We start from the raw sequence: 16,534 nt of genomic DNA on the forward strand, positions 1-16,534 counted from the left end.
TACGTATCATGGCTTTTTCGACTACCGTATATGACCGGGCATTCATGTAAGTTTTCTACAAAAATTCACGAAACGCGTGAATTAAAGTTAGCTGGATTCTTTCGTTGTCTGCTTTGCCATAGACGGCCACGAGTTGATCAACGCTTTAATAAGGGTGGCTAGAGGTATGGCAAAAAACACCCCCCAGACTCCCCAAAGACCACCGAAAATCAGAACGGCGGCGATAATGCCGACAGGGTGAATCTTGACGGCCTCGGAAAACAAAAGCGGTACAAGAACATTACCATCTAAAAACTGAATAATGGAATAGGAAACGAAAAGAACAAGGAGCTCTGTTGACACACCCCATTGGAAATAGCCCACTAACATCACGGGAAGTGTCACTACAGCAGCTCCTAAGAACGGAATAATGACCGAAACTCCTACTAAGAATCCCAGTAGCGCAGCATAACTCAACCCAAGTACGCTAAAGGTTATAAAACTAACCATTCCGACTACAACAATTTCAACGACCTTGCCGCGAGCGTAATTACCACATTGAGCAATAAACTCACCCCAAATACTGGTAAGACGAGAACGTCGGCTAGGGAGAAACCCCTCGAACCATGTTCCGATAGCACTTTGATCTCGCAACATGAAAAACACTAATATTGGCACCAACACGAGATAAATTGCTACCGTCATCACCCCTTGCAACCCACTGACGCTATAGGCGAGCGCCTTCTGAGTCAACTTCCCTACTTCTCCTGATGCCGATGAAAACATCTCATCAAGATGTGTTCTCGATAGATATTGAGGGTATTGCTCACTCAGGTGAATTGCCCCGGTCTGTAACTCACCCACTATGGCGGGCGCAGCATTAAACAGCGAGCTCAACTGCCGCCAGATTTCAGGAAAGAGGACGAAGACCAAGCTAACCATAACACCCACAAAAGCCGCATAGACGATGTAGACTGCGTATCCTCTAGCGAGACCCAGTTTGGTTAAGAGCTTAACAAAGCTATCTAACAGAAAGCTAATAACGACCGCCGCTAACAACGGCGCGATGAAGGAGCCTAGATAGGACATGATGACAATAGCTAGCAAAAGCAGCGCCACAATAGTCAATGCTTCTTCTTCAGCAAAAACACGATCGAACCAGGATTTTATATGGCCTACGAATGACATGAGTTATTTTCCGTCTTTAGAGTTAAATGTAGCGTCAACGCTACTCTTTCAATAGTCGTTATCTGTTCTAGGGCAAGACAATAACGGTAGGCATCAGAACACGATGCATCATCACCGAACTCGAATTCAACAGCAAGCTCTGTTTGCAGAGACTGTAGCCTCCTTTTAAAATACAAGAGAGCAAGCGGACAGCTATACTGTGATAAGTCGAAATACCTTTTATCCATCCAGATACTGAACCTTTAAGCGGATTAATTGTCGGACTTTAACCACTTCTTGAATTGAAGTCGACTTTTGCACGCTTCGACACTTAACGAAACCGCTCCATTTAGGTTACAGTGTAGTTGGACCATAGAACTGCGAGATCTTTGTGAAACTATTTTTTAAACCCGTCATTGCAAGTGTGTTAATGACGCACGCCCTCGGCCTCTCAACGTCAGCGCTAGCTCAGCCAAATGAGCTGCAGATTCCCGATATCGGAAGTACTGCTGGCGCTATGATGTCGGAGCGGCAAGAGCGCGCGCTTGGACAAGCGTGGCTGCGTATGTTTCGAGCGCAAGCTCCTACCGTTGAGGATCCACTGTTAGTTAACTACACCACCAATTTACTCGAAGATCTTTCTGGCACTAGCGACTATGGTCGTCGTCCGCTAGATCTAGTCATTGTCGATAGCACGAGCATCAACGCGTTCGCGGTCCCTGGCGGTGTCATTGGAGTAAATTCAGGGCTTTTCTTTTCAGCCCAGAGTGAGGGGCAGTTTGCTTCAGTATTAACCCACGAACTAGCTCATTTAAGCCAAAAGCACTTCCAGCGGCGGGTAGAACAACAGCAAGAGGCTGTTATTCCCATGGTTGCGATGCTACTTGGCAGCTTGGCCATCGCAGCTACGGCGGGCGGTGACGCCGGTATGGCCGCCATTATGGCAACACAGGCGGCAGCTCAGCAGAACGCTTTACGTTATTCGAGAGAAGCTGAGAGTGAAGCCGATCGCATAGGTATTTCGAATCTTGCCGCGGCAGGTTACAGCCCATTCGACATGCAAGATATGTTCGCTATTATGCAACGGCAAACTAGCAGCTTTGGTACCGCAGTCCCTGAATACCTGCGCACCCACCCAATGTCAGACCGTCGTGCATCCGATGCGGCTCTGCGCGCGCAACAGTATCCCATGATTATCGAAATAGATCGGTCGTACTACCATTTCATGCGAGCTCGAGCGTTTACTATTTCTACGCCAAACCCTCGTAGTTTAATAGCAAAGTTTGAACGTCAAATCACGGCAACCTCGGTTGACTCTGATGCGGCACGCTATGGGTTAGCACTGGTCTATTCAAAGGATAACGAGTATGAGCAAGCTGAGGAATTACTCAACCAAATCACTCGTACGAGTGAGCTGGAGGTAGTTATAGACTTGGCCTATGTGGAAATTCTGCGGGATCAATCACGCTTTGAAGAGGCGCAAACACTCATTGATCCACTTATGGCCCGCCATCCCGATCAATTCGCAGTTAGTTATGCCAATGCTCAAAACCTCTACGATCTTCGCCGTTTTCAACAGGCGATTATTGAGCTTGAATCACTCTCAGAGAGTAATCCCGAGCATAGTGAAGTTTGGTTTATGCTAGCTGAGACCTACGGATTAGCGGGTGATCTAGTGGGTGTTCACAAAGCAAGAGCGGAATGGTATACCCTCAACGGCGCTTTCTCCCAGGCAGTCCGGCAGCTTGGCTTTGCACGTGACCTGATGATCCAACAGGGCTATCATGTAATTGATATATCAAGAACCGAGGAGCGCATCCGACAAATTCGGGAACTTCAGGTTGAATCCGAGCGACTCTAAATAGGCACGTTCGCTAGCTCATCAAATTTGTAGTTATTGATTAAAAGGCCGAGTTACTTAACTCGGCCTTTTTCTTTACCCAATTTTTCTTGGCTTATTCGTAAACAACTACTTCATTGCCTTCGCAAAATCGAGCATTCTTTGCAGCGGCAACATCGCACGTTCACCAAGCGCGGCGTCCACAAAGATTTCGTTGTGCTCTTCCAATAGGACCTGTTCAATAGCATCCAGCTTGTTCATCGCCATCCATGGGCAATTTGCACAGGAGCGACACGTAGCTCCATTGCCTCCAGTAGGAGCGATGATCAACGTCTTTTCTGGCGCCAGTTGTTGCATCTTATAAAAGATACCTTGATCTGTGGCAACGATAAAACGCTCGTTTGGCATAGTCTGAGCCGCTTTGATAAGCTGTGAGGTTGAACCCACTGCGTCAGCGATTTCAACTACTGACAATGGCGACTCTGGATGGACTAGTACCGCCGCATCGGGATAGACCGACTTTAGATCCAGGATTCCCTTTGCCTTAAACTCTTCGTGAACGATACAGGCGCCATCCCACATGAGCATATCAGCACCCGTCTCGCGCTGAATGTAATTACCTAAGTGCTGATCCGGCCCCCAGATAATCTTTTCACCTTTCACATGTAAGCTTTCAACGATCTCGAGTGCTACCGACGAAGTCACTACCCAATCTGCCCGCGCCTTCACCGCTGCTGAGGTATTCGCATAGACTACAACCGTTCGCTCAGGGTGTTGATCGCAGAACGCAGAGAATTCATCAATGGGACAACCAATGTCCAGAGAACACGTCGCCTCAAGCTCAGGCATGTGAACGCGCTTATCCTGGGTGAGGATCTTGGCAGTCTCGCCCATGAATTTTACGCCTGCTATAATTAGGCGTTCCGCTTCATGATCCCGCCCAAACCGAGCCATTTCCAACGAATCTGATACACATCCCCCCGTCTCCTCGGCTAAGGCCTGGATAACCGGATCAGTGTAGTAATGAGCAATCAATACCGCATTCTTCTCTTTAAGCAGTGTTTTGATACGCTGCTTGGTGGCCAAATCCTTAGGACACTCGTCTTGTTCAACTTGGGTTGCAGCTAAGTGTGCCTGCACAAATTCTCGGGTAGCTTGGTTTGCCATATTGCTTCTTTCTGAATCAGTCGTTGTTGGATGGGCATTCTATCGCATAATCGAGTTATTCGACAAAAAAAATGCCGTTCACAGGGGTGAACGGCATTCATTATATGGTGGGTCGTGATGGATTCGAACCATCGACCAATTGGTTAAAAGCCAACTGCTCTACCAACTGAGCTAACGACCCAAGCGAAATACGCTTAGTTTCGAACTAAAAATGGTGGGTCGTGATGGATTCGAACCATCGACCAATTGGTTAAAAGCCAACTGCTCTACCAACTGAGCTAACGACCCGGCGACAACGCGCGGTTTTTCTAAAATGCTTGATGGTGGGTCGTGATGGATTCGAACCATCGACCAATTGGTTAAAAGCCAACTGCTCTACCAACTGAGCTAACGACCCAAGCGGCGCGTATGATAACCGCTACAAAAATAAAGGCAAGTCTTTTGCAGTAAAAAGCAGAAAAAATCGTCTACAGACAACTACTTACGCTTGTTTACGTTTTCGGAAATTTTCAAGCAGAACAACAAGTTTAGCTTAAAAATTTTGTTCGAGTGCGCGTTGGGCTAAAGTCGCTGCTTGCCCTGATCCCTCTGCTGCTCGAGTATAAAACGCTCGAGACTGGTCATACTGTTCTAACATAAAATAAACAGTACCCAGCTTGTATAACGCATCCTGCGCCTTGCGATGCTCTGGGAAGAAATTCACTACTGAGTTGAAACGTTCTCTCGCAATCTCTAACTCGCGGTCCGAAAGCGCGATCTCACCAAGCCAGTAATAAGCATTAGCAGTTAGATCTGATTCGGGGTAAGCCGACAAAAAGTCCGAGAAACGAACCTTTGCTTCAGCAAAATTCCGCTGACGTAAGAAACCATACGCTATATCGTAAGCTTCCTTAGCTTCATCGACTGAGCTGTCAGTAGCTGCGACTGCAGAGCCTGTGCCTGCTGTTAACGCTGTAGCGGCCTCTGTGGATGATGTCGAGTCCATCTCCACCACGCTTACGGCTCCAGCCTCTACCGCAGCTAAACGTTGGTCGATGCCCATAAAGTCATCGAAACGCTGCTGTTCTAGGCGACGGATTTGTTCGCTCTGTTCTTCAATGATTCCGCGTAGCATTTGCACTTCACTTTGCAGACGCTGCATCTGAATATAAAATTGCCCACTTGAATCAATGTTGGCTACAGCAGTGTCGACGACAGGTTCTTCGATTGGCACTTCACCAACGGATTCATCAATGGGGGCCTGCCCATACGCAAAAGGGGCTAGCGCAATAGCACCAACCCCAATCACGAATGAGCGCAAACATGTTGCGATCATAGTGTACCTACTTTTTATAGTTCGAGTACTGCGCGGCGATTCTTGCTCCACGCGTAGTCGTTAGAACCGTCAATAGCTGGAGACTCTTCGCCGTACGAAACTGCCTCTAATTGCGATGCTTCAACGCCTTGGCTAGCTAAGTAACCGATCACGACATTCGCGCGACGCTCGCCTAGAGAGATATTGTACTCACGGGTACCACGCTCATCGGTGTGGCCTTGAATTACTGCCTTCTCACCGCTCACTTTCAGGTAGTTAGCCCAAGCGTTTAGAGTATCGATAGACTCAGATTTAAGCTCAGCGTCATCGAAATCGAAGAATACCGTATCGCCGAAGTTCGTCACGTCCATTTTAGCTGAATCAATTTGAGCTTGACGCTCTTCAGCTGCGATCTGCTCCGAAGTCTTCTCTACCACTTGCTGTTGCTGTGCTGCTGCAGCAGCTGCTGCTGCCGCGGCTTCATCATCCTGAGTTGAAGTACAACCTACTGTCAAAGCGACAGCAAACATCACACCAGAAAGTTTCGTTAAAGATTTAATCGCCATGTTTCACTCCTGTTTGGTTAGTTAGCACTAACTGTATAATAGACCAAATTAATTGTTTAGTTTTGTAGTACCGGAGACCATGCTGGTTCGCGTATATCACCAGCAGTTCCGGGGAGTTTCACGCGAACTCCACCGTCAATTGCTACCGTTGATAGAATCCCCTTATCCCCATCTCGTGTAGCATACATCACTACTCGGCCGTTTGGAGCAATCGTAGGTGATTCATCCAAAGATGTCTCGGTAAGTACATGTACTCGTCGAGTTGCCAAGTCTTGCGCCGCGATCTTAAAAACACCATTTTCTCGGTGCACCATCACCAGATATTTCCCATCTGGAGATATGCGTCCACGGGCATTGTAATCTCCTGTAAAGGTTAAGCGCTCTAGGCGACCTGAATCAAGTAAAATCTTGTATATTTGTGGTCTACCACCTCGATTTGAGGTAAAGATCAATGAATTATTGTCGATCCACGCAGGTTCGGTATCAATTGCATAATGATGCGTGACCCTATCGAGCCTCTTAGTAGCTACATCCAGCAGGTAGATCTCAGGATCACCGTCCTTCGACAGCACAATGGCTAATTTAGAGCCATCTGGAGACCAAGCCGGTGCACTATTTAAACCCACATAGTTCGTAAGTTGAGTCAACTCTCCAGTCAACAGGTTTTGACGATACACTCCAGGACGGCCACCATCGAAGGAAACAAAAGCCAACTCGCTACCGTCCGGTGACCAGGCCGGCGACATAATAGGGTCACGTGATCGCATGACAGTCCGTTCACGATGGCCGTCTTGATCCGCCACGACAAGACGGAAGATGTGGTCACCGGTAGTATCTCGTTCTGCACGAATATAAGCGAGCTTCGTGCGAAATATGCCAGAAAAACCGGTCAGCTGTTCATAAATACGATTCGCTAACTCATGGCCCATGTCACGGAGATCACCTTGGCTACGCTCAATTTCGCCTGAAAGTACTAATCGACCGGCCGTCACATCATATAATGCAAAGTCGAGCGCAACACGATCGCCGCGTGGCGACATATTACCGATCACCAGATACTGTGTTCGAAGCTTACGCCAATCCGGAATATTAACCTCAGATGGAAGCGCTGGATACGCCAACATGTCAGTGCGACTGACTGGAGAGAACTCACCTGTCCGAATTAAATCATCACTCACAACTTGAGCTACGTCGTCAGCTAATGGATAACTCCCACTCCATCCAAACGGCGAAACTGCCACACGAGTGGGATCATCTAGGCCGCGGGTAATTTCCACGATAAGGTCGGAATTTGCTGCGACCTTTGAACTCACTAATACCAAGATAAATACAAGCACTCGGCTTAACGTCATTTTAAATCCTCCGGCCTAAATAGCGCCAATTTATTGCGATAGTTTTTATTGAAGAATGGAGCTCCGAAATCCATTAGAAAGCTGTAGGGCGCGCCTTGCTCAATTGCGCTAATGGCAGAGCGATCAAATGCCACATCGCCGCTTGATTCTACGACTGTTGCCGCAAGCACTTCGCCATTGGGGAGAAACTGCACTCGGACAAGGACCTCCATTCCATTGCGAGCACTGGGTGGTCGAGACCACTTTGCACCCACTTGCAGCTGAAATTTTGCATCTAAAACCTGAATCTGGGACATTTCGATTTCCGCCTCACTTTCAGCCTGACGGACTTCATCTTCCTGCTCCAACAAGCTATCGAATGAGAGTTCATCGACAAGTGGCTGACGTCGTTGAGGTTGAGTGCGAACAACTTCCGGAACGGGCTCGACTTCAGCCTCTTCAACCGGCTCTTCAATTACAGCGGGAGTTGACGTCACCGGAGCTGGCCGCGATTCTTGAGGTTGCGGCTGGCGAGTAGGTTGAGAGCTAGGCTGAATAGCTCGTTCGGGCTCAGCCTGCGGTTGTGGTGTATTAACGAGCGTTGCGGTAATCTGCTTTATCGGCTGCGATATCTGATAGTCGATACTCTGTGTCCAGCCCCATCCTAGAAAAAGCGCAATCAAAGCATGTAAGCCAACTGCGAATACAATACTGGCCCATCGATCACTAGTTCTGCCTAACATTTCAACTACGCGGTTCCGTCATAAGTCCAACACTTGAAGCGCCAGCAGCTTCTAAGGCGGCCATTGCTTCAATTACCGCTCCGTAGGCTACTGCCTTGTCTCCCTGAACCATCACTCTTATATTGGGGTTAGCACGAATCACTTTACTAACCTGTTCTCGAAGTTCGTCCGCAGAAATCTCTTTGTCTTGTTCACCAATATTAATCCGATAGCTACCATCAGCTAATACCGCCAAGATGAGTACCTCATCTTCCTTAGCCTCTTCGGAGAGCTGCGCATTGGCTTCTGGGAGATCAACGATAATTTCCTGCATGGCGAGGGGAGCCGTCACCATGAAAATAATCAATAAGACCAACATAACATCAATATACGGAACCACATTGATTTCTGCGACTAATCGACGACGCCGAGCCATCAGCTTTTCTCCGCCTGTTTTCGCGAGGTCAACAGCTGACGATGGAGTAAACTTGAGAACTCCTCCGCAAAGGTATCGTGGCGATTAATGTGACGTTCCATCTTCGCAGCATAACGGTTGTAAGCCATAACTGCTGGAATAGCCGCAAACAAACCCATAGCTGTAGCAATCAATGCTTCGGAAATTCCTGGAGCAACAGCAGCCAGCGTTGCCTGGCTTGAATCGGACAGGCCTCGAAATGAATTCATAATCCCCCAAACCGTACCAAATAGACCGATATAAGGGCTCGTTGACGCTACGCTCGCTAAGAATGGTAATTGCGTTTCCAAGCGGTCTTCTTCACGATTTTTCGCAATACGCATCGCTCGGCTGACACCATTAGTAATATCATCGATTCGTGTTGCGTCAGCTCGAAGTCTCGCAAACTCATTAAATCCCGCAACGAAAATGGCCTCCATACCCACAGGTACATTAGCTTGATCAGAGGTTATCTCTGCATAGATCTTTCCGAGATCATCACCCGACCAGAACCGATTTTCGAAACTCTCGTCACTCTCAGCGAGTGCTTTAAAGTAACTCCAGCGCTGATAGATAAGAACCCAAGATGCAACGGAGGCAACTACCAAGGTGAGCATCACCATTTGCACAAGAAGACTGGCGCCACCAATCAGCCCCAAAAATGACATATCTGATTCCACTATTTAACCTCTTCTTTTAATCGTGTGTATAACTCGCCATTGAGGCGTGTTGGCTTCATAGTTTGACCATGTACCGAAGCCACTTTGACTACTCCAGAACACAATAGTTCGCCGTTACGCGTCACCGTTTGCTCGAAGACCACGGTGACACGTCCCAGCTCAATCGGGCGAGCAGTGACAACAATCGTATCATCAAGCCTAGCGGGAGCTTTATAGTCCACTTCAACACGATGGACTACAAACATACTGTCGTCCCACATCGCCGTTTTATTAAAACCGAGTGAACGCATAAACTCAGTACGCGCGCGCTCCATGAATTTAAGATAATTGACGTAGTAGACAATGCCACCCGCGTCAGTATCTTCGATATATATACGAAATTCAGTGCTTGTACTAGCCATTTGCACCCAACCAAGGCTTACCGAAGTGTTGATATGCCAAACGAGTCGCAATTCGACCGCGCGGAGTTCGCGTTATGTAACCCTGCTGAATAAGGTAAGGTTCAATGACATCCTCAATGGTATCTCTTTCTTCACTAATTGCTGCCGCAAGGCTGTCTACACCTACCGGCCCACCATCAAACTTTTCGATCAAAGCCAAAAGCAGCCGGCGATCCATAGTGTCGAAGCCAGCTTGATCCACTTTTAAGGTATCGAGGGCGTCTTGAGCAGCGGCTTTAGTCGCAACGCCCTCGTGCCGAACCTCTGCAAAGTCACGAACACGTCGTAATAATCTATTCGCAATTCGTGGGGTGCCTCGCGAACGCTTAGCAATTTCATTAGCCCCTGAATCATCAATTGGCAGTTCAAAAATTCCAGCTGCTCGGGTGACAATTTGCTGAAGCTCACTTTCAGAATAAAACTCCAGGCGCTGAACGATACCGAATCGATCGCGCAATGGTGAGGTTAGCAAGCCTGCTCGAGTTGTCGCGCCCACCAGTGTAAAGTTAGGCAAGTCTAACTTGATAGAGCGCGCTGCAGGTCCCTCGCCGATCATAATATCTAACTGAAAATCTTCCATCGCTGGATAAAGGATTTCCTCTACCACTGGTCCAAGTCGATGAATTTCGTCAATAAACAGCACATCGCCGGCTTCAAGATTCGTCATAATGGCGGCTAGATCGCCCGGTTTCTCAAGAACTGGCCCAGAGGTTGAATGCAACTGACCGTTCATCTCCGCCGCGATAATCATTGCTAAGGTCGTCTTTCCTAATCCCGGCGGCCCAAAGATAAGCGTGTGATCAAGGCACTCAGCACGAGCAGTTGCGGCCTGCATAAAAATCGACATTTGATCGCGCACCGCCGTTTGACCAATATAGTCATTGAGGCTGCCAGGGCGAATACCCTGTTCGCTCAGTTTTTCGCTAGCAGAAGCTTCCGGCGCAACGAATCGATCCACTTCAATCATATCAACCTCACTTGCTCAGCGTTTTCAATGCAGCGCGGATCAAATCCTGACTGCGGCTGTAATCACCTAGTTTCCATGCGGCCGAAACCATCTTTTCGGCATCTGACTTCTTATACCCTAAAGCAATTAATGCGCCTTCTGCTTCCTCTATCATGGTATCACCTGAAACGCTTTGCGCGGTACTTGATACACTGACCTTCGTGGCTCCATCGGCGGAAGCAAAGGCAGCTAATTTGTCGCGTAATTCGATAATTAAGCGCTCCGCAGTCTTCTTGCCAACACCCGGTATCTTTACTAACCGAGCAACTTGGTTTTCATTGACGCTTCGAATGAGCTCATCCGTCGTTAACGTCGACATCATGGCAATGGCCATCTTAGGGCCGACACCATTAACCTTAATCAACGTTCGAAAAAAGTCTCGTGATTTGCCATCGTAGAAACCAAATAACAACTGAGCATCTTCTCGAACAACAAAATGACAATATAGCTGAACTTGACTACCTAATTCGGGTAACTCATAAAAGGTGGTCATAGGCACTTCAATTTCGTAGCCCAAACCGCCAGCCTCTACGACCACCGTTGGTGCTGACTTTAACAGGAGCTCACCACGAATCAATGCAATCATTTATTACCTCTAGTTCCGAAGACGGCCACGACTAAATCGCCCCGCGCCAGTGGATGCGACAACACCCGTATTAAAATGAACGTGACAAAGCGCCACCGCTAAGGCATCCGCTGCATCTTCCTGGGGTCGACCAGGCAGCTTAAGCTGACGAGCTACCATGTGCTGAACACTTGTTTTGTCGGCATTACCGCTACCCGCCACAATCTGCTTTACTTTTCTGGCCTCGTATTCGAAAACCGGCAAACTCTGCTGCCCTGCAGCCACCATTATAGCTCCACGAGCATGCCCTAGCTTCAACGCTGACATAGCGTTTTTACTCATAAAAATATCCTCAACGGCGACCTCATTAGGTTGGTATTCTGACATGACCGTAACAAGGGATTCGAATAGGATATTGAGTCGCTCAGCGAGCGGCGCATCGGTAGGTAGTTTAACCACGCCGCTACCAACGTAAACGGGCTTCCGACCATCAAGGCGGATAACGCCAAAACCTGTTTTACGTGACCCAGGGTCAATGCCCAAGATAATCGACATAACTGTTTATTTATCCAGTTCTTATTGTTATTTGAAGTGTACCACAGACAAAAAAAAGGTCGACCTCTAGGCCGACCTTTTCAGTGAACCAATGACCTCGTGGATTCAGGCATCCTCGAGCTGGCTAAAATCAGCATTACTATAGACGTTCTGAACATCATCGAGATCTTCCAACGCATCAATCATTGCCAGCACCTTCTCGGCCGCCTCCGCATCCAGCTCAACCTGAGTAGCTGGTACCATCTCAACGTCGGCCGAAGCAATACTCAGACCTGCCAGCTGCAGGGCTTCGCGAACAGCGAGTAGTTCAGTCCAATCACAACTTACTTCAATGGCATCTTCAACCAGCTCTACATCGTCAGCACCGTGCTCTAATGCAAGTTCCATGACTGCATCTTCGTCGGTACTGGTGACCCAAATCTTACCCTGGCGAGAAAATAAATAGGCTACCGAGCCATCAGTGCCCAAACTACCACCTCGTTTGGAGAAGCAATGGCGAACTTCAGCAACGGTTCGGTTGCGATTATCCGTCATCGTCTCAACAAGCACGGCAACGCCACCTGGCGCATAACCTTCGTAGCGAATTTCATCGTAATTATCGCCCTCGGCATTACCCGCACCGCGAGCAATCGCCTTGTCGATCGTATCGCGCTTCATATTTGCGCCGAGCGCTTTGTCTACTGCGGCACGAAGACGAGGATTGTCGTCCGGTATTGGCCCACCTGCGCGCGCCGCAACAACTAGCTCACGAATCAGCTTAGTAAATACCTTTCCTCGCTTGGCATCTTGCGCCGCCTTGCGATGGCGAATGTTCGCCCACTTACTATGACCGGCCAAAGCTTACCTCCGTTACTCGGACTCAGCTAGACGAAGGCGAATGCTCAATTCCTTGAGCTGATCGTTATCAACCGCCCCCGGTGCATCGGTCATCACACAGGCTGCAGTCTGAGTCTTCGGGAAGGCAATCACATCGCGGATGGATGATGAATCGGTCATCAGCATAATGATACGATCCAAGCCGAAGGCTAGACCGCCATGTGGCGGCGCACCATACTGAAGTGCATCAAGTAAGAAACCAAACTTCTCACGCTGCTCTTCGTCGGAAATACCTAACAGCTTGAATACCGCTGCCTGCATGGTTTGATCGTGAATACGAATGGATCCACCACCTAATTCACAGCCATTTAGTACCATATCGTAGGCACGCGACAACGCTGATTCTGGGTTAGCCATGAGCTCTTCAGGCGAACAGGCTGGCGCGGTAAATGGATGGTGCAATGCCGTAAGACCGTGTTCAGTTTCCTCGAACATTGGGAAATCAACTACCCACATTGGCGCCCACTGACAGGTATACAAATTAAGGTCTTCACCTAACTTACAACGCAGTGCGCCCAGCGCCTCGGAGACTACCTTTGCGGTATCAGATCCGAAGAAAATAAGATCTCCAGTTTCAGCACCTACGCGCTCTAGGATGGCCTTACGTGTATCAAGGTCAAGGAACTTAACGATGGGCGACTGCAAACCGCCGTCCAAATCATCAACGTCATTAACTTTTATGTACGCTAGGCCACGAGCACCATAGATGGATACAAACTTGGTGTAGTCGTCAATCTGCTTCCGTGTTAACAGGCTGTTACCTTTTGGTAATTTCAGTGCGGTAACTCGTCCTTTAGGATCATTTGCTGGGCCTGAGAACACTTTGAAATCAACGCTCGCCATAATATCTTTGATTTCCACTAGCTCGAGAGGGATACGAAGATCTGGCTTATCGGAACCATATTTATCCATCGCCTCAGCAAAAGGCATACGCGGGAAATCACCGAGTTCAACGTTTAAGTGCTTGTTAAACAACCCTTTAATCATGTCCTCGGTAATCGACATAATCTGTTCTTCATCCAGGAATGAAGTTTCGATATCAATCTGAGTAAATTCAGGCTGACGATCAGCACGTAAGTCTTCATCGCGGAAACATTTGGCGATTTGATAGTAACGATCCATTCCCGACACCATCAGCAGCTGTTTGAATAGCTGCGGCGACTGTGGGAGTGCGAAAAACTTACCTTCGTGAGTTCGCGATGGGACTAAGTAATCGCGCGCACCCTCAGGGGTGGCACGAGTTAGAATTGGCGTCTCGATGTCGAGGAAGCCTTCGTCATCTAGATAGTTACGAATATCGGTAGTCACCTTCGAACGAAGCTGCAGATTACGAGCAATTTCCGGGCGACGAAGGTCAAGGTAGCGGTACTTCAGACGAACATCTTCGCCCACATTGGTATAACCGTCTAACTGGAATGGAACTGGCGCCGAAGCGTTAAGAATTTCAACCTGATAACCGTAAACCTCGATTTCGCCTGTTGCCATATTGCTATTGACGAGCCCTGCATCGCGAGCACGAACCTTACCGGTAACCTTCAATACATACTCGGCACGAACCTTATCCGCGGTGGCAAAATGTTCGCCAGCGTCAGGATCAATCACTACCTGAGCGATACCATCCCGATCGCGAAGATCGATAAAAATAACACCACCATGATCTCGACGGCTATCTACCCAACCGCACAGAGTAACTTCTTGGTCTACATGTTCTTTGCGGAGCTCACCGCAGTATATTGTTCGCATTACGACATTCCCAACTCATGGTTAGCGAACTCTGTTGAGGCAGAGTGCGCCGGATAACTAAAATAGTGACGGGTGAATTATACCTGTCATACGTGCTATTTCCGCTAGGGGCTGGTTGAGCTCATACAGGGCGAAAACAGGCGCCAGTTCATGGCGAACGGCGACTTTTAACTCAAGCGCTTTTTGGGCTGGAGCAAACCGATTATAAACCGCAGGGGGTTTGCGATAGCACAGTGAAACTTCACCACCATCGCACGGGTCGAGAACTATATCATAGACAAGCTACGCCGATAACATTAATCCATGCATTTTTTCCGCTTTTTACCTACAATAGCGGCTAATCAGATTTACGAATCAAAACCCATTGCGAACCAGCGAGAGATTTATTCATGCGCGCCAGTCAGTTCCTACTATCAACGCTAAAAGAAACCCCGGCCGATGCCGAGGTGATCAGCCATCAACTTATGCTTCGTGCTGGCCTCATTCGCCGCCTCGCTAGCGGTTTGTATAACTGGACTCCAACAGGTATTCGCGTACTAAGAAAAGTTGAGCAAGTGGTCCGTGACGAGATGACTAAAGCGGGTGCCATGGAAATGCTAATGCCGGTGGTTCAACCCGCCGAACTCTGGAACGAGTCCGGCCGCTGGGAGCAGTATGGGCCGGAACTGGCTCGCCTTAAGGATCGTCATGGTCGTGAGTTCTGCCTAGGGCCTACACATGAAGAGGTCGTTACCGACTTTGTTCGCAACGAAATCAGCTCCTACAAGCAACTGCCACTTAGTCTGTTTCAAATTCAGACCAAATTCCGCGATGAGATCCGTCCGCGATTCGGCGTGATGCGTTCACGTGAATTTATCATGAAGGACGCCTACTCCTTCCACGCCAACCAAGAGAGCTTGCAACAGACCTACGAAGCGATGTATCAAGCTTACAGCAATATCTTCTCGCGCCTCGGCCTGAACTTCCGTGCGGTACTCGCCGACACAGGTTCCATTGGCGGCAGCGCCTCGCACGAATTCCATGTCTTAGCGGGATCGGGTGAAGATGACATTGCCTTCTCTGACAGCTCTGACTTCGCGGCTAATGTAGAACTTGCCGAGGCCTTAGCGATTGGTGAAAGAGCCGCTGCCGCTGCAGCCCTTGACAAGATCGCCACCCCGGGCGCGCGCTCGGTTGACGATGTGGCCCAGCAGCTCAATTGCCAGCCCGCTGAGATTGCAAAAACACTGATTGTTCAAGGTACTCACGATGAAGACGGCAATTATAGCTTCGTCGCACTCGTCCTCCGCGGTGATCATACCTTGAACGAATTAAAGGCTGAAAAGCATTCAGCGGTTCATGCTCCGCTAACCTTCGCAACGGAAGAGGAAGTCCTCGCCGCCACGGGCGCAAATCCGGGATCAGTCGGACCGATTGAACTAACGCTAACCGTCCTTTGTGATCGCTCTGCCGACCGTATGAGCAACTTCTACTGTGGCGCGAATGAAAATGGCCATCACTTAGCCAATGTTAATTGGGACCGCGATGTTAACGCAGCAGAAGTAGTTGACCTTCGCAATGTTGAAGCGGGCGACCCAAGCCCCTGTGGTGAAGGTAAAATCGTTGTCAAACGAGGTATTGAAGTAGGCCATATCTTCCAGCTGGGAGACAAATATTCGCAAGCCCTCAATTGCTCGGTACTAAATGAAAACGGCAAGGACCAAGTAGTGACCATGGGTTGCTACGGTATTGGCATCACCCGTGTTGTGGCGTCAGCGATTGAGCAAAACTACGATGATAACGGCATTAAATGGCCAGCCGCGCTAGCACCTTTCCAGGTGGCGATCGCTCCGATTAATTATCACAAGAGTGAGAAGGTGGCAGCTGTCTGTGATGAGCTGTACCAACAACTCACGGCAGCGGGCGTTGAAGTACTGCTAATGGATGCCGAAAAGGCTCGCTTGGGCGGCATTCTGGCCGACATCGAATTAGTAGGCATCACTCATCGAGTCGTCATCGGTGACCGCGGTTTGGATTCTGGTGAAATAGAATATCGCCATCGCCACGCTAGCGAAAATGAGTCCCTAGCTGCTGATAATTTATTGACCGAATTGCTTACCCGTGTCAACGGCTAGCAAGCTCTCCTTAGTAATAGCTCTATGGATCGGTG

At 48.8% G+C, this 16,534-nt stretch carries 16 protein-coding genes and 3 tRNA genes; 2 read left to right on the forward strand and 17 right to left on the reverse strand.

Translation table 11 applies throughout. From position 1 onward, the window contains the following. Window positions 1-87: 87 nt before the first annotated feature. Window positions 88-1,167 (reverse strand): AI-2E family transporter, encoded by a 1,080-nt coding sequence (locus Q0698_RS04860; RefSeq protein ID WP_298634290.1) that lies wholly within the window; start codon window positions 1,165-1,167, stop codon window positions 88-90. 370 nt (window positions 1,168-1,537) lie between these two features. Between Q0698_RS04860 and Q0698_RS04865 the strand changes: the two genes are divergently transcribed. Then, window positions 1,538-3,007 carry a M48 family metalloprotease gene (locus tag Q0698_RS04865; protein ID WP_298634292.1) on the forward strand — a complete coding sequence of 490 codons (1,470 nt, stop codon included), beginning with the start codon at window positions 1,538-1,540 and terminating at the stop codon, window positions 3,005-3,007. A gap of 108 nt (window positions 3,008-3,115) precedes the next feature. Here the strand turns inward: Q0698_RS04865 and nadA are convergent, their stop codons facing one another. The 16 genes from nadA to aspS all read right to left on the reverse strand — a co-directional run bounded on the left by nadA (window position 3,116) and on the right by aspS (window position 14,385). Continuing rightward, a complete protein-coding gene (gene nadA, locus Q0698_RS04870; protein ID WP_298634294.1) occupies window positions 3,116-4,153 on the reverse strand; it encodes a quinolinate synthase NadA in 1,038 nt (345 codons plus the stop codon). 105 nt (window positions 4,154-4,258) lie between these two features. After that, window positions 4,259-4,334: transfer RNA gene (locus Q0698_RS04875), tRNA-Lys, on the reverse strand. A gap of 31 nt (window positions 4,335-4,365) precedes the next feature. Then, window positions 4,366-4,441, reverse strand: a tRNA-Lys gene (locus Q0698_RS04880). 33 nt (window positions 4,442-4,474) lie between these two features. Further along, window positions 4,475-4,550 (reverse strand) — tRNA-Lys (locus Q0698_RS04885). 135 nt (window positions 4,551-4,685) lie between these two features. Next, window positions 4,686-5,468, reverse strand: a complete 783-nt coding sequence (locus Q0698_RS04890) for a tetratricopeptide repeat protein (protein ID WP_298634297.1) — start codon at window positions 5,466-5,468, stop codon at window positions 4,686-4,688. Between the two features lie 14 nt (window positions 5,469-5,482). After that, window positions 5,483-6,013 (reverse strand): OmpA family protein, encoded by a 531-nt coding sequence (locus Q0698_RS04895; protein WP_298634299.1) that lies wholly within the window; start codon window positions 6,011-6,013, stop codon window positions 5,483-5,485. Window positions 6,014-6,069: 56 nt separating this feature from the next. After that, a complete protein-coding gene (tolB, locus tag Q0698_RS04900; RefSeq protein WP_298634301.1) occupies window positions 6,070-7,365 on the reverse strand; it encodes a Tol-Pal system beta propeller repeat protein TolB in 1,296 nt (431 codons plus the stop codon). Next, window positions 7,362-8,087, reverse strand: a complete 726-nt coding sequence (locus tag Q0698_RS04905; RefSeq protein ID WP_298634303.1) for an energy transducer TonB — start codon at window positions 8,085-8,087, stop codon at window positions 7,362-7,364. The genes tolB and Q0698_RS04905 overlap by 4 nt, the downstream gene beginning before the upstream one ends. A gap of 1 nt (window position 8,088) precedes the next feature. Beyond that, on the reverse strand, window positions 8,089-8,502 hold the full coding sequence (gene tolR, locus Q0698_RS04910) for a protein TolR (RefSeq protein ID WP_298634305.1): 414 nt from the start codon (window positions 8,500-8,502) through the stop codon (window positions 8,089-8,091). Next, window positions 8,502-9,188: a protein TolQ gene (gene tolQ, locus Q0698_RS04915; RefSeq protein ID WP_298634306.1), complete on the reverse strand. Its 687-nt coding sequence runs from the start codon at window positions 9,186-9,188 to the stop codon at window positions 8,502-8,504. Before tolQ ends, tolR begins: the two co-directional genes overlap by 1 nt. A gap of 11 nt (window positions 9,189-9,199) precedes the next feature. Next, a complete protein-coding gene (ybgC, locus tag Q0698_RS04920; RefSeq protein ID WP_298634308.1) occupies window positions 9,200-9,601 on the reverse strand; it encodes a tol-pal system-associated acyl-CoA thioesterase in 402 nt (133 codons plus the stop codon). Then, a complete protein-coding gene (gene ruvB / locus Q0698_RS04925; protein ID WP_298634310.1) occupies window positions 9,594-10,607 on the reverse strand; it encodes a Holliday junction branch migration DNA helicase RuvB in 1,014 nt (337 codons plus the stop codon). Before ruvB ends, ybgC begins: the two co-directional genes overlap by 8 nt. A 7-nt stretch (window positions 10,608-10,614) precedes the next feature. After that, window positions 10,615-11,232 (reverse strand): Holliday junction branch migration protein RuvA, encoded by a 618-nt coding sequence (gene ruvA / locus Q0698_RS04930; RefSeq protein ID WP_298634312.1) that lies wholly within the window; start codon window positions 11,230-11,232, stop codon window positions 10,615-10,617. Between the two features lie 9 nt (window positions 11,233-11,241). Then, complete coding sequence (gene ruvC / locus Q0698_RS04935) at window positions 11,242-11,766, reverse strand: crossover junction endodeoxyribonuclease RuvC (RefSeq protein WP_298634314.1); 525 nt, start codon at window positions 11,764-11,766, stop codon at window positions 11,242-11,244. Window positions 11,767-11,871: 105 nt separating this feature from the next. Further along, entirely contained in the window at window positions 11,872-12,603 is a 732-nt protein-coding gene (locus Q0698_RS04940) for a YebC/PmpR family DNA-binding transcriptional regulator (RefSeq protein ID WP_298634316.1), read from the reverse strand. A gap of 12 nt (window positions 12,604-12,615) precedes the next feature. Continuing rightward, window positions 12,616-14,385: an aspartate--tRNA ligase gene (gene aspS, locus Q0698_RS04945; protein ID WP_298634318.1), complete on the reverse strand. Its 1,770-nt coding sequence runs from the start codon at window positions 14,383-14,385 to the stop codon at window positions 12,616-12,618. Window positions 14,386-14,774: 389 nt separating this feature from the next. Between aspS and Q0698_RS04950 the strand changes: the two genes are divergently transcribed. Continuing rightward, window positions 14,775-16,499 (forward strand): proline--tRNA ligase, encoded by a 1,725-nt coding sequence (locus tag Q0698_RS04950; protein ID WP_298634319.1) that lies wholly within the window; start codon window positions 14,775-14,777, stop codon window positions 16,497-16,499. Window positions 16,500-16,534 lie beyond the last annotated feature (35 nt).

The sequence above is a fragment of the uncultured Umboniibacter sp. genome (assembly GCF_947497555.1).
Taxonomy (GTDB): domain Bacteria; phylum Pseudomonadota; class Gammaproteobacteria; order Pseudomonadales; family DSM-25080; genus Umboniibacter.